Source organism: Rhodoferax sp. (genome assembly GCF_030646845.1).
Classification (GTDB): domain Bacteria; phylum Pseudomonadota; class Gammaproteobacteria; order Burkholderiales; family Burkholderiaceae_C; genus Rhodoferax.
On record NZ_JAUSLE010000081.1, the window covers coordinates 1 to 17,520 of the forward strand.

Below are 17,520 nucleotides of genomic sequence, written 5' to 3' on the forward strand. Positions count from 1 at the left end.
CAGAATGTGACGTTGTCCGAAGTGATGGCGCTGTCGGCCTGGATGTCAATCAAGAACGCGGCGGTCAACGTGCCCTACGGTGGCGCCAAGGGTGGTATCCGCGTCGATCCGCGCCAGCTGTCGATCGGTGAGCTGGAGCGCATCACGCGCCGCTACACCAGCGAGATCGGCATCATCATCGGCCCGACCAAGGACATCCCCGCGCCCGACGTGAACACCAACGAGCAGGTGATGGCCTGGATGATGGACACGTATTCGATGAACGAAGGCTCCACCGCCACCGGCGTGGTCACCGGCAAGCCGGTGGACCTGGGCGGCTCGCTCGGCCGGCGCGAAGCCACGGGCCGCGGCGTGTTCACCGTGGGCGTGGAAGCGGCGCGCCGCATTGGCCTGGACGTGTCCACGGCGCGCGTGGCCGTGCAGGGTTTTGGCAATGTGGGCGGCGTGGCCGGCAAGCTGTTCTCCGAGGCTGGCGCCCGCGTGGTCGCGGTGCAGGACCACGGCGGCACGATCTACCGCGAAGCCGGGCTCGATGTGCCGGCGCTGTTGCACCACGTGAAGCAGACCGGCTCGGTGGCCGGGTTCGCCGGGGCCGAAGTCATCGCCAACGACGCCTTCTGGGGCGTACCGTGCGACATCCTCATTCCCGCCGCGCTCGAATCGCAGATCAACGAAACCAACGCCGGGCGCATCCAGGCGCGCATGGTGATCGAGGGCGCGAACGGCCCGACCACGCCACAGGCCGACGACATCCTGCACGACCGCAACGTGCTGGTGCTGCCCGACGTGATCGCCAACGCCGGTGGCGTGACGGTGAGCTACTTCGAGTGGGTGCAGGACTTCTCCAGCTTCTTCTGGAGCGAAGACGAGATCAATGCCCGACTGGTGCGCATCATGAAAGAAGCCTTTGCGGGTGTCTGGGAAGTGGCACAGGACAACAAGGTGAGCCTGCGCACGGCGACTTTCATTGTGGCGTGCAAACGGATTCTGCATGCGCGCGAGTTGCGCGGCCTTTATCCCTGAATTGGCTGGGCGCCTGTGGCCGACGGGCCTACTGCAACTGGCCTTTGAGCGCCTCGGGCAGCGGCAAAGCCATCACGGCGATCCCTTCCTCGATCAAGGACTCGGTCTCAGCGCGGGAGGCTTGGCCGCGGATGCCGCGCTCCTTCGCTTCGCCGTAATGGATCTTGCGTGCTTCCTCGGCAAACTTGTTCCCGACATCGTCGGTATTGGCCAGGATACGGCGGGCCACCGCCATCCAGGCGGTCGGCAGAGTCTGATCTGCCGTGGCCGTGGCGACCACTTCCTGCGTGCTTGAGGTCTCGCCACGGGCCGCGCCCAGGTTAAGCCGCGGCGCGCTCAAACGCTTGGTAATGGAAGCGTCGCCGCACACCGGACATTCGACGAGGCCGCGGCCCTGTTGGCTCAGGAAATCGTCTTCGGACGCAAACCAGCCTTCAAACACATGCTGGTGGCCACACTGAATATCCAGAACTTTCATGGCGCCATTATCCAGCGATAGGGGGCGCGGTGGCTTGCTTCCAGTGCAATTGCCATGCACCCGACAGGACGTTCTGCAACCACAGGGCAGCCGTCAGGGTTTTCGCATCGGTCACCCGGCCATCGCGGCACCACGCCAACAGCTCGGTCGGTGTCGCAGTGAACACATCCAGAAACTCGCCCTGGTCAAGCTGACGGGCGCCCTGGGTCAAGCCGCGGGCAAACCAGATGTCAATGAATTCGGTCGAATAGGAAATGACCGGATGCAGCACCCCTGCTCGCGCCCACTCCATGGCGGTGTAGCCGGTTTCCTCCATCAACTCGCGCTGGGCGCAGACCTGGATGTCTTCTCCGGCATCGAGCTTGCCCGCCGGAAACTCAATCATGACCTGACCAACCGGGTAGCGGAACTGGCGCTCCAACACCACCCGCAGCCCACCTGTGGCGTCTTCGATCAGGGGAACGATCATGACGGCCCCGGGATGCACGACGTATTCGCGGCTGGTGGTGGCTCCGTCAGGGAGTCTGACGGTATCGCGAAACGCGTGCAGCAGACGGCCCTTGAACAATTCGATGCTCGAGAGCTTTTCTTCGATCAGATGGCGATCGTCCATAAGCTTTGTCGAGAACTAGTCGCGGTGTTTGAGCAGGTAGCGATAGACAAAACCAGGGAATGCAAACGTCACAAACAATGTTGCTGTGATCGCATAGAACTCCCAGGTTTGCGGCGCAATCTGGCCCACCCGTTTTTCCAGCAGCAGGGCCAAGCCGCCCACCAGAAAATAGAACACCACGAGTTCGGCCAGCCGGACCGCCAGCGTCTTCGGCTTGCGCGGCGTCACGACAGCCATCAGGCGATGACTGATGAACGGCAGATTGGCCGCGCAAAATGCGGTCAGTACGACCACCCAGACAGAGACAGTTTGAGACACGTGTGGAGAACCAGGTGCTGGCTATCAGGCGCCCAGCATCTGCACGACCGCATCGGCGCACAAAGCCATCAGGGCGCCGGGCACCAGGCCCAGGATCAGCACCAGCGCGCCGTTGATCGACAGCACGGCCCGAACGTCGAATGGTGCCGACACGGTGCTGGCCGTGATGGGCTGGTCAAAGTACATGACTTTCACGACGCGCAGGTAGTAGAAAGCACCGATCAGCGACATCAGCACAGCGAACACCGCGAGCCCGATATGGACTGCCTGACCCGACGCGACCAGCGCCTGCAACACCGAGAGCTTGGCGTAAAAACCAACCATGGGGGGAATGCCGGCCAGCGAGAAAAGACAGATGGCCATCACGCCGGCGTAAAGAGGACTGCGCTCGTTCAGACCAGCGAAATCAGAGATCTCTTCACTCTCAAAGCCCTCGCGGGCGAGCAGGAGGATGACCCCAAAACTTGCCAGCGTGGTGAGGACATAGGTGATGACATAGAACATGGACGAACTGTAGGCATTGGCGGCGGAAAGGACGTTCCCATTCACCACACCCGACATCAGGCCCAGCAATACAAAACCCATTTGCGAAATGGTCGAGAACGCCAGCATGCGCTTGAGATTGGTCTGTGCGATGGCCGCCAGATTTCCGATCAGGAGCGAGCCAATCGACAGCACCATCAGCATCTGCTGCCAGTCGAGCGCCAGCGGCAACATGCCCTCCACCAATAGCCGAATAATGATCGCGAATGCCGCCAGCTTCGGCGCGCCACCGATGAACAGCGTCACCGCCGTGGGTGCACCCTGGTACACGTCGGGAATCCACATATGGAATGGCACCACGCCCAGCTTGAAAGCGAGACCCGCCACCACAAACACCAGACCGAAGACCAGAACCTGATGTTTGATTTGCCCTGAGTTGATGGCTCTGAACACGGCAGTGATATCCAGCGAGCCAGTCGCACCGTACATCATCGACAAGCCGTACAAAAGGAAACCAGAGGCCAGGGAACCCAGCACAAAATACTTCATCGCAGCTTCTGTCGACGTGGCATCGTCACGCCGCAAGGCCACCAGCGCATAACTCGCCAGCGTCAGCAATTCAAGACCCATGTAAATCACGAGAAAATTGTTGCCCGAGATCATGACGAACATGCCCAGCAATGCAAACGTGCTCAGTGAGAATATCTCGCCGCCCCGCAACATGTCCCGGTCTGCGGCGTAGGGACGTCCGTACACCAGCGTGACCATGACGGCCACCGTTGCAAAGCACTTGAGCCAGTTGCCCATCGGGTCGCTGACCACCATGTTGCCAAAGCCATACAGCGTTACACCACCGCTGGCGTAAGCTGCCTGCAGGGCAGCCACCACGGCCAAGGTCAGCAAGGTCAGCAAATAGGTTGTTGTGCGGCGTGGACTCTTCACACCGAGATCGGCCAGCGCAATGACGCAGGCCATGACAAGCAGGATGATTTCGGGGTACACCGAGATCCAACTGAGTTTATCGATCATTTTCCATCTCTTAATTCAAATTTGGTCAATTCAGACTGATCAATTCAGCTTGGACAGCGCAACATGCTTGAGCAACTCCGCCACCGACGTATCCATGACGTCGGTAAACGGCTTCGGATAGATACCCATGTACAACACCGCAATCGCCAGCAAAGCGAGCATCAGGAACTCGCGGCTGTTGATGTCGACCAGGGCCTTGACATGAGGGTTGGCAACCGGGCCCAGATAGACGCGCTTGAACATCCACAAGGAATAGGCTGCCCCAAAGATCAGCGCACTCGCGGCGCCAAAACCCAGCCAGAAATTGGCTTTGACGGCACCCAGAATCACCATCCACTCGCCCACGAAACCAGCGGTAGCCGGCAAGCCGCAATTGGCCATGGTAAAGAGCAGCGCAAACGCGGTGAACTTGGGCATGGTGTTGACCACACCACCGTAGCTGGCGATCTCGCGCGAATGGACGCGGTCATACAGCACCCCGATAGACAGGAACATGGCAGCCGACACAAAGCCATGCGCGATCATCTGTACCAGACCGCCCGACACGCCCAGATCATTGAAGATGAAGAAACCGAGGGTCACGAAACCCATGTGCGCAACCGAAGAATAGGCCACCAGCTTCTTCATGTCCTTTTGCACCATCGCCACCAGACCGACATAGATGACGGCAATCAGGGACAGCGCAATCATCAACCAGGCCCACTCCCGCGCCGCATCGGGCGCAATGGGCATGGAAAACCGCAGGAAACCATAGGCCCCAAGTTTCAGCATGATGGCGGCCAGCACGGCGGACCCGCCGGTGGGCGCTTCCACGTGTACGTCAGGCAACCACGTGTGCACCGGCCACATCGGCACCTTCACGGCGAAGGCGGCCAGGAAAGCAAAGAACAAAAACGTCTGTGTGGTGCCATCCAGGGGTAGCTTGTGCCACAAGGCCAGGTCGAAGCTGCCACCCGACTTGACATACAGAAAGATCAACGCAATCAGCATCAGGAGCGAGCCGAGTAGCGTGTAAAGGAAGAACTTGAACGCGGCGTAGATCTTGTTCGGGCCGCCCCAGATACCAATGATCAGGTACATCGGGATCAGGGTTGCCTCAAAAAAGACGTAGAACAGCATGCCATCCAGCGCGCAGAAAACGCCGATCATCAAGCCGCTCAAAATCAGGAACGCACCCATGTACTGGTTCACGCGCCGGGTAATGACTTCCCAGCCCGCAATGACGACCACCACGTTGATGAATGCCGTCAGCAGCACAAACCAGAGTGAAATGCCGTCCACGCCAAGGTGGTAGTTGACATTGAAGCGACTGATCCAGGGCGCCTTCTCGACGAACTGCATGGCGGCCGTGCCAAGTTTGAACCCGGAATACAGCGGCAGGGTCACAAGAAAGCTGGCAACGGCGCCGATCAACGCGACCCAGCGCACAGTACGCGCCTGATCGTCACGACCGAGTGCCAGCAGCACGACACCGAAAACAATCGGCGTCCAGATAGCCAGGCTCAACAATCCCATTTTTTTTATTCTCCTACTTGAGCCAGACGAAATACGTCATCAGCACAAAAACACCCAAGATCATGGCCAGTGCGTAGTGGTACAGATAACCAGACTGCACCCGGCGGGCCAGACCAGATACCCAGGCGACAACTTTCCAGGAGCCGTTGACGAGCGTGCCATCAATCAGGAACTGGTCGCCGCCCTTCCACAAACCGACACCCAGAGCACGCGCGCCACGCGCCAGCACGTTCTCATTGAACCAGTCCATGTAGTACTTGTTCTCCAGCAGGGTGTAGATTGGCTCAACACGGCGTTTGATGGCGGCCGGCAATGCCGGATTGACGATGTACATGTAGTAGGCGCTGGCCACACCTGCCAGCGCAAGCCAGAACGGCAGGGTCGTCAATGCGTGCCACGCCATTTGAACCGGACCATGGAACAACTTCGCCAGTTCTTCCATCGCCGCGTGTTTTTCGGCGTTGACGAAGATGGCGTCCTTGAAGAACTCTCCGAACAGCATGGGCTGAATCGTCATGAAACCGATCACGACCGAGGGGATCGCCAGCAAAATCAGCGGTACCGTCACCACCCAGGGTGACTCATGTGGCTGGTGCTGCTCCTGGTGGTGGCCATGGTCACCCGCATGATGCGCATCGTGGTGGGCGTCAGGATTCTGGTCGAAACGCTCCTTGCCATGGAACACCAAAAAATACATCCGGAACGAGTAGAACGCGGTCACAAACACGCCGGCCAGCACGGCAAACGATGCAAAGCCGGCACCCGGCAGGTGGCTTGCGTGAACCGCTTCAATGATGCTGTCCTTGGAATAGAACCCGGCAAATAATGGCGTTCCGATGAGAGCGAGCGAGCCCAACAGCGTGGTGATCCACGTGATCGGCATGTACTTGCGCACTCCCCCCATCCAGCGGATGTCCTGGTTGTGGTGCATGCCCATGATGACCGAACCGGCTGCAAGAAACAGCAGGGCCTTGAAGAAGGCGTGCGTCATCAGATGGAACACCGCCACCGAATAGGCGGATGCGCCAAGCGCCACTGTCATATAGCCGAGCTGGGACAGCGTGGAATACGCCACCACGCGTTTGATGTCGTTCTGGATGATGCCAAGAAAGCCCATGAACAAGGCCGTGATGGCACCGATCACCAGCACGAAGTTCAGCGCCGTGTCGCTCAGCTCAAACAGGGGCGACATGCGCGCCACCATGAAAATGCCGGCGGTCACCATGGTGGCCGCATGGATCAACGCCGAGATCGGGGTCGGGCCTTCCATTGAATCGGGCAACCAGACGTGCAGCGGAAACTGGGCTGATTTACCCATGGCCCCAATGAACAGACAAATGCAGATGACCGTGATCAGCATCCAGTCGGTTCCCGGGAAACTCAACTTTGCCAGATCGCCCGCCTTGGCAAAAGCCTCGGTGTAATTCAGTGTGCCCGCAAAGGCAACGATCAGTCCGATGCCCAGGATGAAGCCGAAGTCCCCCACCCGATTGACCAGAAAGGCCTTCATATTGGCGAAAATGGCGGTAGGCTTGTTGAACCAGAATCCGATCAGCAAATAGGAGACAAGTCCCACCGCCTCCCAGCCAAAGAACAACTGCAACATGTTGTTGCTCATCACCAGCATCAGCATGGAGAAGGTGAAGAGAGAAATGTAGGCAAAGAAACGGTTGTAGCCTTCATCCTCTTCCATGTAGCCAATGGTGTAGATGTGAACCATCAAGGACACAAAAGTCACCACGCACATCATCATCGCGGTCAGGCCATCGACGAGGAAGCCAATTTCCATTTTGAGACCACCCACCACCATCCAGGTGTAGAGGGTTTCATTGAAACGCGCCCCGTCGAGCGCCACGCTCTTGAGCGTCATGGCGGACAGGATGAATGACAACATTACACCCAGAATGGTGAGGGAGTGCGACATGCGGCGACCGATCCAGTTGCCACCAAACTTGGTACCAAGAATACCGGCCAGAACGGCCGCCGCCAGCGGCGCCATCGGCACCGCCAGAAGCGTTGAAGCGGACAGGGTTTGACTCATCTTATTAACCCTTGAGCGTATTGAGTTCGTCCACATTGATGCTGGACTTGTTGCGGAACAGCAGCACCAAAATGGCCAGACCGATGGCCGATTCGGCGGCAGCAACGGTCAGAATGAAAAACACGAAGATCTGCCCGTGCATATCGCCCAGATAGTAGGAGAAAGCCACGAAATTCGTATTCACCGCCAGCAGCATCAACTCGATCGCCATCAACAGGACAATCAGGTTCTTCCGATTGAGGAAGATGCCGATCACCGACAGCGCAAACAGCATGGCGCCGAGAGAAAGAAAATGTCCAAGGGTCAAGGTCATGCTTTTTTCTCCGCATTCGGGTTGTTTTCCCCAGTCCCTGTCGCCGCATCGTCAATCACGGCTGCCTGGGTCGCCGCCATCTTGAGCACAGTCATCCGGTCTTTTGCCTTCACCCGCACCTGCTCGGAGGGGCTCACATACTTGCTGTCCTTGCGTTGACGCAATGTCAGCGCAATGGCGGCAATCATGGCGACCAGCAGAATCGCCGCAGCGATTTCAAGCGGATAGATGTATTCGGTAAACAAAAGCTTGCCCAGCTCGCGACTGTTCGATGTTTCCCCAGTCGCCTGGCCAAGAGCGGCAGCAACTTGCGGCTCTTCCGTAACCCGAAATCCGCCCATCAGGACTGCCGCCATCTCAAGAGCGATGAGGACACCCATCACGGCTGCCAGCGGAAAGTGTTTCCAGAAGCCCACGCGGACGCCATCGACATTGATGTCCAACATCATCACCACAAACAGGAACAGCACCATGACTGCCCCAACGTACACCAGCACCAGCGTGATGGACAGGAACTCTGCCTTGAGCAGCATCCAGATCATGGCCGCCTGGAAAAACGAGAGCACGAGAAATAGCGCGGCGTGAACAGGGTTGCGGGCCGTAATCACCCGAAACGCGGCGAACAGCAACACCGCTGAAAAAACGTAGAACAGACCTGTTTTGACATCCATGGGAGTAGTTTCTTTCTTGCGGCTAATCAGCGGTACTTGGCGTCAGCCGACTTGCTGGCCGCAATTTCGTTTTCGTACCGATCGCCAACGGCTAGCAGCATTTCTTTGGTGAAGTACAGGTCCCCGCGTTTTTCACCGTGGTACTCAAGAATATGGGTTTCAACAATCGAATCGACCGGGCAACTTTCTTCGCAGAAGCCGCAGAAAATGCATTTGGTGAGATCGATGTCGTAGCGACTGGTGCGACGCGATCCATCGGCCCGCACCTCGGATTCAATCGTGATGGCCATGGCAGGGCACACCGCCTCGCACAGTTTGCATGCGATGCAACGCTCCTCGCCGTTCTCGTAGCGGCGCAAGGCGTGCAGGCCCCGAAATCTTGGCGACAGGGGAGTCTTCTCTTCCGGGAACTGGATCGTCACCTTGCGACGGAAGGCGTAGCGCCCCGTCAGCGCAAGGCCCTTGAACAACTCCAGCAACAAGAAACTGGTGAGGAAATCCTTGAGGGAAAAAGTCGATGGCACGGCGGCTGAAGTGATGTTGGACATGATCAGCTCCTGTTACTTCCAGATATTGAAAGAGGTCTGCATCCAGGCGCCCACGACCAGCAGCCATACCAGCGTTACCGGTATGAAAATTTTCCAGCCCAAACGCATGATCTGGTCATAGCGGAAACGTGGGAAGGTGGCACGCACCCAGATAAACAGGCTGACCACCGCACAGGTCTTCAACCCCAGCCAGATCCAGCCCGGAACCCAGTTGAACAAGGCACTGTCAATCGGCGACAACCAGCCGCCCAGGAACATGGTGGCCGCCAGAATGGACACCAGCCACATGTTCGCGTACTCGGCCAGGTAGAACATGGCGTATGACATGCCTGAATATTCGACCATGTGCCCGGCCACAATTTCAGCTTCACCTTCAACCACGTCGAAAGGGTGACGATTGGTTTCAGCGAGACCCGAAATGATGTAAACAACAAAAATGGGCAGCAACGGCAACCAGTTCCACGAGAGGAAGTTGAGGCCGATGTGTGCGAAATACCCCTTGCCCTGCCCGGTCACAATGTCCGTCATGTTCATGCTGGCCGACACCATGAGCACCACGATCAGACAGAAGCCCATGGCGATTTCATAGCTCACCATCTGGGCGGAAGCCCGCATGGCACCAAGAAACGAGTATTTGGAGTTGGACGCCCAGCCCGAAATCACCACACCGTAGACTTCCATTGACGTGATGGCCATCACGAACAACAGACCGGCGTTGATGTTGGCCAGTGCGACATCAGGACCAAACGGGATCACCACCCAAGCCGCCATCGCGGGCATGATGGTCAAGACGGGACCAATGAAAAACAGGCCTTTGCTGGCCGCCGTCGGCATCAGGATCTCTTTGCCCAACAGCTTCAAGGCGTCAGCAATCGGCTGCAGCAAGCCCAGAGGACCGACCCGATTTGGGCCCACACGAACCTGCATCCAGCCCAGGAACTTGCGCTCCCACAGAGTGAGGTAGGCAACAGCGCCCATCAAGGGCAACACCAGCACCACGATCTTGATGAGGTTCCATATGACCGGCCAAACCATGGCAGACCACCAGGACGCGTCGAGCAGCCCTTGCCCGGAAGCAAAAATGGCGTCAATCATGCTGCGCTCTCCTTCGCCACTTGCTGCATCGATTCAGTAGTTTTGGCGTCTGCCGTGAGTTGCAGGCTCGCGGCACGACGGACCGTACCATCCAATGTGTAGATACTGGCCACCACCGGCGCAACCGTCGCCGGTGCGAGATCAATGACCGCCTGCGTCGCATTGCTCAGCATCTCTGCAGACAAATGCGTCTTGTCTGCTGGCGGTAGCCCACACACCTGATTCAGCACATCCTGTGAGGAGTCGAAGTCAAAGCCCGGCACATCCAGCAAGTTGGCCAGTACGCGCAAGACTTTCCAGGCCGGACGGGTTTCACCCAGGGGCTTGACCACCGCATGGAAACTTTGGACGCGACCTTCGGCATTGACAAAAGTGCCTGAGGTTTCTGTGAACGGCGCAATGGGCAGCAGCACATCGCTAAACGCCATGTTCGACTTGAACGGGCTGAGCGTCACAACCATCTGTGCTTGCGAGAGACCATTGCGGGCCAACGCACCCGCAGCCGAATCAAATTCAGGCTCGTTATTCAACAGCAGCACGGCCTTGAGACCGCCGCCGAGCATTTGCGCGGCGTTCAGGCCACCTTGCCCAGGCAACGCACCGGCAAGCTGTGCCCCCACGGTATTCGCGGCTTCTGTAAGGTAACCCACCGTCGCACCCGTCTGCTCGCCAATCCAGTTGGCGAGCGCCAACAGGCTCGAAGCCCTGGCGTGATGCGCGGCCGCATTGCCCAGCAAAATTGCCTTGCGCTCACCACTCAGCAGAGACTGGGCGATGGCCTTGGCAGCATCGCTAACGGTGCCCGGCGCCGGAGCTGCAACGCCTTTGTCAGCTGCCACCGCCGCCGCCACGTCGGCCAGTGCCTGCACCCAGGTACTGGTGTTACACAGCAAGGTATTGGCAACGGGCATGGCCCAGTCTTCTGCTGCAGAATTGATAGCATTCACCGCACAGCCCTTGCGGGCTGCCTGCCGGATTCGTTGTGCAAACAAGGGGTGATCCTTGCGCAGGCTGGAGCCAATCACCAAGACACACTGGAGTCCGGACAAAGACGCAATGGAGGTGCCAAGATAGTGCACGCCCTCGACTGCCGCGAATTCAGCATTGCGCAGACGGTAATCGACGTTCTGACTTCCCAGACCGCGCGTCAAGGCGGAGGCGAGACACAGTTCTTCCAGCGTGCTGTGTGGGCTGACCAGCGCGCCGATACTCGCCGCACCATGCTCTGACTTGATTTGCTTCAAACCATTGGCAACATACTCGAGCGCCGTCTGCCAATCAACAGCCTTCCATGCCCCACCCTGCTTGATCATCGGGGTGGTAAGGCGTTCGTCACTGTTCAAGGCCTCGTAGGAGAAACGGTCGCGGTCGGCAATCCAGCACTCGTTGACATCTTCATTCTCGAGCGGCACCACGCGCATGACCTTGTTGTTCTTGACCTGCACAATCAAATTCGCACCGGTCGAGTCATGCGGACTGATGGACTTGCGGCGCGACAATTCCCATGTGCGTGCGCTGTAACGGAACGGCTTGCTGGTGAGGGCGCCGACCGGACAGATGTCGATCATGTTGCCCGAGAGTTCCGAATCAATCGAGTGACCGATAAATGTTTCAATCTCGGCGTGCTCGCCGCGATGCGACATGCCCAGCTCCATGACGCCGGCCACTTCCTGGCCAAAACGAACGCAGCGGGTACAGTGAATACACCGGCTCATCTCCTGCATGGAAATCAGGGGGCCGACATCCTTGACCGCCACAACACGCTTCTCTTCTTCGTAACGCGAAGAAGAAGCGCCGTAGCCAACGGCCAGATCCTGCAACTGGCACTCGCCACCCTGATCGCAAATAGGGCAATCCAGCGGATGATTGATCAGCAAGAATTCCATGACCGACTTCTGCGCCTTGATCGCTTTGTCGCTCTTGGTACGGACGATCATGCCTTGCGTCACCGGTGTGGCACAGGCGGGCATGGGCTTGGGCATCTTTTCCACATCAACCAGACACATACGGCAGTTGGCCGCGATGCTGAGTTTCTTGTGGTAGCAGAAATGCGGGATATAGGTGCCTGCCTTTTCAGCCGCATGCATGATCATGCTGCCTTCAACAATGTCTACCTTCTTGCCGTCGAGTTCAATTTCAATCATCGTAGGACTCGGTCAGACGTAGGCAGGGACCATGCAGGTCTTGTGCTCTACGTGATATTCAAATTCATGACGGAAATGCTTGATCATGGCCCGCACCGGCATGGCGGCCGCATCGCCCAAGGCGCAAATCGTGCGTCCCATGATGTTCTCGGCGACCGAATTCAGCAAGTCCATATCGGTAGGACGACCCTGACCATTTTCGATCCGGTCCACCACTCGCGACAGCCAACCGGTGCCCTCGCGGCATGGCGTGCACTGGCCACACGATTCGTGCATGTAAAAGTAACTCAAGCGCTGCAGGCTCTTGACCATGCAACGGCTGTCGTCCAGCACAATCACCGCCCCCGAGCCCAGCATGGAGCCCGCTTTCGCGATGGAGTCGTAGTCCATTGTGCAATCCATCATGATGCCGGCCGGCAGAATGGGTGACGATGAGCCGCCAGGAATCACGGCTTTAAGCTGGCGCCCCTTGCGCACGCCGCCCGCGATTTCGAGCAACTTGGAAAACGGTGTGCCCATCGGGATTTCGTAGTTGCCGGGCAACTCCACGTCACCGCTGATGGAATAGATCTTGGTGCCGCCATTGTTGGGCTTGCCACACTCCAAATAAGCCGGCCCGCCGTTGCGGATGATCCATGGCACGGCAGCAAAAGTTTCCGTGTTGTTGATGGTGGTTGGCTTTCCGTACAGCCCAAAGCTGGCCGGAAACGGTGGCTTGAAACGGGGCTGGCCCTTCTTGCCTTCAAGCGACTCCAGCAGCGCAGTCTCTTCGCCGCAGATATAGGCACCAAAACCATGGGCCGCATGCAACTGGAAACTGAAACTGCTGCCCAGAATGTTGTTGCCCAGCAGGCCGGCGGCACGCGCCTCTTCCAGCGCCTCTTCAAAACGGTCATAGCTTTGGAAGATTTCGCCGTGAATGTAGTTGTAGCCCACCGAAATGCCCATCGCGTACGCGGCAATGATCATGCCCTCGATGACGATATGGGGGTTGAACTGAAGGATATCGCGGTCTTTGCAGGTACCAGGCTCGCCCTCATCGGAATTGCAGACCAGGTATTTTTGTCCGGGAAACTGGCGCGGCATGAAGCTCCACTTGAGCCCCGTCGGGAAACCGGCACCGCCTCGCCCGCGCAAGGAAGATTCCTTGACCGTTGCAATCACCTGGTCTTGCGTCAAACCCTCACCACCGTCCTTTGCAAGGATCTTGCGCAACGCTTGATAGCCACCGCGTGCTTCATAGTCCCTCAGACGCCAGTTGGTGCCATTCAATCCAGCGTAGATCTGCGGATTGATGTGCCGATCGTGAAAGCAGGTTTGCACACCTGTGGCCTGAAACTGGGCAAGGATTTTCTCGGCCATCATCATTTGTCCTCCGCCGCGCGCAGGCCGTCCACCAGCTGGTCGAGTTTGTCGTTGCTCATGAAGCTGCACATCGTCCGGTCGTTCACCAGCAAAACGGGGGAATCTGCGCACGCACCCAGGCATTCACACTGCTGCAGGGTGAACATGCCGTCCGGCGTCGTGTCGCCCATGCGGATACCCAACTTCTGTTCAAGATGCTCAAGAGCCCTTCCGCCATCGCGCAACTGGCATGGCAGATTCGTGCAAACGTTGAGCTTGTACTTGCCAACAGGCTGCTGGTTGTACATGTTGTAGAAGGTGGTGACTTCGTGCACGGCAATCGGTGCCATGCCGAGATAGTCGGCCACGATCTGCTCACTCTCGGTGCTTACGTAGCCGATTTCCTGCTGGACGATGGCCAGGCACGCCATGACAGCGGACTGTTTTTGATCCGAGGGGTATTTCGCGACTTCCCTGGCAAAGCGTGCCCTGGTTGCATCGGAAATCGTTTGAGAAACAGCTTCTGAGATCATCGGTCAATCTCTCCAAACACAATATCCATAGTGCCGATCACGGCTACGACGTCGGCAATCATGTGACCGCCAGCCAGCTCATTCAGGCCGGCCAGATGCGCGAAACCTGGCGGTCGGATTTTCAGGCGGTAAGGCTTGTTGGCGCCATCGCTCACGATGTAAATGCCAAACTCGCCCTTGGGATGTTCCACGGCCGCGTAAGCTTCGCCTTCAGGCACGTGAAAGCCTTCGGTAAACAGCTTGAAATGGTGGATCAACTCTTCCATGTTGGATTTCATGGATTCGCGATCGGGAGCGGCCACCTTGTGGTTATCTGTGATCACCGGGCCGGGGTTGACGCGCAGCCAGTCGACACACTGCTTGATGATGTTATTGGACTGCTTCATCTCCTCCATGCGAACCAGATAACGATCGTAACAATCGCCGGTTTTGCCAACAGGAATATCGAAGTCCATGCGATCGTAAACATCGTAGGGTTGCTTCTTGCGCAAATCCCATGCGACTCCTGAGCCGCGCAGCATGGCACCGGTAAAGCCCATGTTCAGGGCACGCTCTGCGGTCACCACCCCAATACCCACCGTACGCTGTTTCCAGATCCGGTTTTCCGTGAGGAGCGTGTGATATTCGCCCAGATAGGTCGGGAAACGCTGGGTGAAATCTTCAATGAAGTCCAGCAGGGAACCCTGGCGATTGCTGTTGAGTTCTGCAATACCCTTGGCATTGCGAATCTTGTTCGCCTTGTACTGGGGCATGGTGTCGGGCAGATCCCGGTACACACCACCCGGACGGAAGTACGCCGCATGCATGCGGGCGCCGCTGACCGCCTCGTACATGTCAAACAGATCCTCGCGCTCGCGAAATGTGTAGATCAGAATGGTGGAGCTGCCGCAATCGTTTCCGTGCGATCCCAGCCACATCAGATGGTTGAGCAGACGGGTGATCTCGGCAAACATCACGCGGATGTACTGGGCCCGCACGGGCACGTCAATGCCGAGCAGCTTCTCGATGGCCAGACAGTAGGCATGCTCGTTGCACATCATCGACACGTAATCGAGCCGATCCATGTAGGGCAATGACTGGATGAAGGTCTTGCTTTCCGCCAGCTTCTCGGTGGCCCGATGCAGCAGGCCAATGTGTGGATCAGCGCGCTGGACCACCTCGCCGTCGAGCTCCAGCACCAGACGCAAAACGCCGTGGGCGGCCGGGTGTTGCGGTCCAAAATTCAGGGTGTAATTTTTTATTTCAGCCATGACACATACTGCCTAGTGCAGGCCTCCGTAGTTGTCTTCACGAATGATGCGCGGCGTGATTTCGCGCGGCTCAATCGTGACGGGCTGATAAACGACACGTCGACTCTCCGCGTCATAGCGCATCTCGACATGACCACTCAAAGGGAAGTCCTTGCGGAACGGATGGCCGATGAAGCCGTAATCCGTCAGAATGCGACGCAAATCGTTGTGACCCTCAAACACTATGCCGAACAGGTCAAACGCTTCGCGCTCGAACCAGTTGGCGGAATTCCAGATGTCCGTCACCGAGGCCACCAATGGAAAATCATCATCCGGGGCGAACACCTTCAACCGGACCCGCTGATTCAGACTGACGGACAGCAAGTGCAGCACCACGCAGTAGCGCGAACCTTCAAGGCCACCGCCCTTGTATTCGGAATAGTCCACGCCGCACAAGTCCATCAGCTGCTCGAAACAGCAGCCCGGTGCATCACGCAGAGTTTTGGCGACATCGAGGTAGTCAGCGGCGGCGACCACCACAGTCACCTCACCCAATGCAACATGGATGTGACGGACCTTGTCACCGAGTGCGGCAGCAATGGTGTCTTTAAGAGCGCCTGGATTTACAGCAAAAACAGTCATCACAATCCTTCAGGCACGTGCAATCGTCTGCGTGCGGCGAATCTTTTGCTGCAACTGCATGATGCCGTACAGAAGGGCTTCGGCGGTCGGCGGGCAACCGGGCACATACACATCGACCGGCACGATGCGGTCGCAGCCCCGTACCACCGAATAACTGTAGTGGTAATAGCCACCGCCATTGGCACATGAACCCATGCTGATGACCCAGCGCGGCTCGGACATCTGGTCGTAGACCTTGCGCAACGCAGGCGCCATCTTGTTGCACAGCGTGCCGGCCACGATCATCAGGTCGGACTGGCGCGGACTCGCACGGAAGACCTCGGCACCAAAGCGGCTGATATCGTACCGTGCGGCTGCCGCATGCATCATCTCAACTGCGCAGCAAGCCAGACCGAAAGTCATGGGCCAGACGGAACCCGTCTTCGCCCAGTTCATCACCGAGTCGTAACTGGTGGTGACAAAGCCCTCTTTCAAAACACCTTCAATCATTCCGCTACTCCCAGTCCAGTGCGCCTTTTTGCCACATGTAAACGAACCCAATGGCAAGAACAAGCACAAACTCTGCACCAATCAAAAACCCAAGCAGGCCGGTATCCTTGAGCGACACCGCCCACGGAAACAAGAATGCCGTCTCCAGATCGAACAAGATAAACAGAATGGCCACCAGGTAGTAGCGCACGTCGAATTTCATGCGGGCATCTTCGAAAGCTTCGAAGCCGCATTCGTAAGGGGAGTTTTTCGCGGGATCGGGCCGATTCGGCCCCAGAAAATAACCAAGCACCTGTGGGACAATGCCGACAGCGATGCCAACCAGGATGAACAAAAGGACTGGCAGATACTGATCAAGGTTCATCTGGAGATTCTGATCAAATTCTTTGCTTGCTGCATTGATCTGCAGCAAGCATATTTTTGTTTGGTGCCGTCGGCGAGACTCGAACTCGCACAGCTTTCGCCACTACCCCCTCAAGATAGCGTGTCTACCAATTTCACCACGACGGCGGCTTTTTTGTGTCTGGATTGCGTGAGGCAATCCCTGCGGATTTGGCTTTCCAGACAGACTTAGAGTTTACCCTGAAATCACCCGGTATTTGGACCGCAACCAGCAATTTCGGCGGCAATCACTTGGAAGGGATTTGCGCTGCACCAGACGCTGGCGTCGAAGGCACGACGGCCGTTGGCGCGGGCGCTGTCACCGCCGCACCCTCGAGCACACTGCCCGAGGTCGCCGCCGGACGCGCTGCACCAAAATAAGCGAGCATCAGGGTACAGACAAAGAACACAGTGGCCAGCACAGCCGTTGTTCGAGAGAGGAAGTTCGCACTGCCGGTGGCGCCAAACAGGCTGCCCGAGCCACCACTGCCGAAAGCGGCTCCCATGTCCGCACCCTTACCGTGCTGCACCAGAATCAGACCAATCATGGCCACCGCCGAAATCATCTGAACCGCAAGAAGAATAGTTAGAAAAACACTCATTAAATACTCCTAAATATGTAGCAACCAAT

At 57.7% G+C, this 17,520-nt stretch carries 19 protein-coding genes and 1 tRNA gene; 1 reads left to right on the top strand and 19 read right to left on the bottom strand.

What is annotated here, in order from left to right; all coding sequences use genetic code 11:
• Positions 1-1,023 (top strand): Glu/Leu/Phe/Val dehydrogenase (locus Q7T10_RS19295; protein WP_304751326.1); only part of this gene is annotated, 1,023 nt, incomplete at its 5' end.
• A 28-nt stretch (positions 1,024-1,051) separates the two neighbouring features.
• On the opposite strand, the gene Q7T10_RS19300 is transcribed toward Q7T10_RS19295, so the two are convergent.
• The 19 genes from Q7T10_RS19300 to secG all read right to left on the bottom strand — a co-directional run bounded on the left by Q7T10_RS19300 (position 1,052) and on the right by secG (position 17,491).
• Entirely contained in the window at positions 1,052-1,501 is a 450-nt protein-coding gene (locus tag Q7T10_RS19300) for a DUF1178 family protein (RefSeq protein WP_304751328.1), read from the bottom strand.
• A gap of 7 nt (positions 1,502-1,508) precedes the next feature.
• Entirely contained in the window at positions 1,509-2,114 is a 606-nt protein-coding gene (locus Q7T10_RS19305) for an NUDIX domain-containing protein (RefSeq protein WP_304751329.1), read from the bottom strand.
• A gap of 15 nt (positions 2,115-2,129) precedes the next feature.
• Positions 2,130-2,432 carry a DUF2818 family protein gene (locus Q7T10_RS19310; RefSeq protein WP_304751331.1) on the bottom strand — a complete coding sequence of 101 codons (303 nt, stop codon included), beginning with the start codon at positions 2,430-2,432 and terminating at the stop codon, positions 2,130-2,132.
• Positions 2,433-2,456: 24 nt separating this feature from the next.
• Positions 2,457-3,944 carry an NADH-quinone oxidoreductase subunit NuoN gene (gene nuoN / locus Q7T10_RS19315; RefSeq protein ID WP_304751334.1) on the bottom strand — a complete coding sequence of 496 codons (1,488 nt, stop codon included), beginning with the start codon at positions 3,942-3,944 and terminating at the stop codon, positions 2,457-2,459.
• Between the two features lie 39 nt (positions 3,945-3,983).
• Positions 3,984-5,459, bottom strand: a complete 1,476-nt coding sequence (locus Q7T10_RS19320; RefSeq protein ID WP_304751335.1) for an NADH-quinone oxidoreductase subunit M — start codon at positions 5,457-5,459, stop codon at positions 3,984-3,986.
• Between the two features lie 13 nt (positions 5,460-5,472).
• A complete protein-coding gene (gene nuoL / locus Q7T10_RS19325) occupies positions 5,473-7,500 on the bottom strand; it encodes an NADH-quinone oxidoreductase subunit L (protein ID WP_304751337.1) in 2,028 nt (675 codons plus the stop codon).
• 4 nt (positions 7,501-7,504) lie between these two features.
• Positions 7,505-7,813, bottom strand: a complete 309-nt coding sequence (gene nuoK, locus Q7T10_RS19330; RefSeq protein WP_011463804.1) for an NADH-quinone oxidoreductase subunit NuoK — start codon at positions 7,811-7,813, stop codon at positions 7,505-7,507.
• On the bottom strand, positions 7,810-8,484 hold the full coding sequence (locus tag Q7T10_RS19335) for an NADH-quinone oxidoreductase subunit J (protein WP_304751341.1): 675 nt from the start codon (positions 8,482-8,484) through the stop codon (positions 7,810-7,812). The genes nuoK and Q7T10_RS19335 overlap by 4 nt, the downstream gene beginning before the upstream one ends.
• A 26-nt stretch (positions 8,485-8,510) precedes the next feature.
• Complete coding sequence (nuoI, locus tag Q7T10_RS19340; RefSeq protein WP_304751342.1) at positions 8,511-9,032, bottom strand: NADH-quinone oxidoreductase subunit NuoI; 522 nt, start codon at positions 9,030-9,032, stop codon at positions 8,511-8,513.
• 12 nt (positions 9,033-9,044) lie between these two features.
• On the bottom strand, positions 9,045-10,127 hold the full coding sequence (nuoH, locus tag Q7T10_RS19345) for an NADH-quinone oxidoreductase subunit NuoH (protein ID WP_304751343.1): 1,083 nt from the start codon (positions 10,125-10,127) through the stop codon (positions 9,045-9,047).
• Positions 10,124-12,271, bottom strand: coding sequence for an NADH-quinone oxidoreductase subunit NuoG (nuoG, locus tag Q7T10_RS19350; RefSeq protein WP_304751345.1), 2,148 nt, complete (start codon positions 12,269-12,271; stop codon positions 10,124-10,126). Before nuoG ends, nuoH begins: the two co-directional genes overlap by 4 nt.
• A 12-nt stretch (positions 12,272-12,283) precedes the next feature.
• Complete coding sequence (gene nuoF, locus Q7T10_RS19355; protein ID WP_304751346.1) at positions 12,284-13,639, bottom strand: NADH-quinone oxidoreductase subunit NuoF; 1,356 nt, start codon at positions 13,637-13,639, stop codon at positions 12,284-12,286.
• On the bottom strand, positions 13,636-14,148 hold the full coding sequence (gene nuoE / locus Q7T10_RS19360; RefSeq protein WP_304751348.1) for an NADH-quinone oxidoreductase subunit NuoE: 513 nt from the start codon (positions 14,146-14,148) through the stop codon (positions 13,636-13,638). The genes nuoF and nuoE overlap by 4 nt, the downstream gene beginning before the upstream one ends.
• Positions 14,145-15,398 carry an NADH-quinone oxidoreductase subunit D gene (locus tag Q7T10_RS19365; RefSeq protein ID WP_304751349.1) on the bottom strand — a complete coding sequence of 418 codons (1,254 nt, stop codon included), beginning with the start codon at positions 15,396-15,398 and terminating at the stop codon, positions 14,145-14,147. The genes nuoE and Q7T10_RS19365 overlap by 4 nt, the downstream gene beginning before the upstream one ends.
• Before the next feature lie 12 nt (positions 15,399-15,410).
• Positions 15,411-16,019 (bottom strand): NADH-quinone oxidoreductase subunit C, encoded by a 609-nt coding sequence (locus Q7T10_RS19370; protein ID WP_304751350.1) that lies wholly within the window; start codon positions 16,017-16,019, stop codon positions 15,411-15,413.
• Positions 16,020-16,028: 9 nt separating this feature from the next.
• Complete coding sequence (locus Q7T10_RS19375) at positions 16,029-16,508, bottom strand: NADH-quinone oxidoreductase subunit B family protein (RefSeq protein ID WP_296699902.1); 480 nt, start codon at positions 16,506-16,508, stop codon at positions 16,029-16,031.
• Between the two features lie 4 nt (positions 16,509-16,512).
• On the bottom strand, positions 16,513-16,872 hold the full coding sequence (locus Q7T10_RS19380) for an NADH-quinone oxidoreductase subunit A (protein ID WP_304751375.1): 360 nt from the start codon (positions 16,870-16,872) through the stop codon (positions 16,513-16,515).
• Between the two features lie 61 nt (positions 16,873-16,933).
• A tRNA-Leu gene (locus Q7T10_RS19385) sits at positions 16,934-17,018 on the bottom strand.
• 119 nt (positions 17,019-17,137) lie between these two features.
• Positions 17,138-17,491 carry a preprotein translocase subunit SecG gene (gene secG, locus Q7T10_RS19390; RefSeq protein ID WP_304751352.1) on the bottom strand — a complete coding sequence of 118 codons (354 nt, stop codon included), beginning with the start codon at positions 17,489-17,491 and terminating at the stop codon, positions 17,138-17,140.
• Positions 17,492-17,520 lie beyond the last annotated feature (29 nt).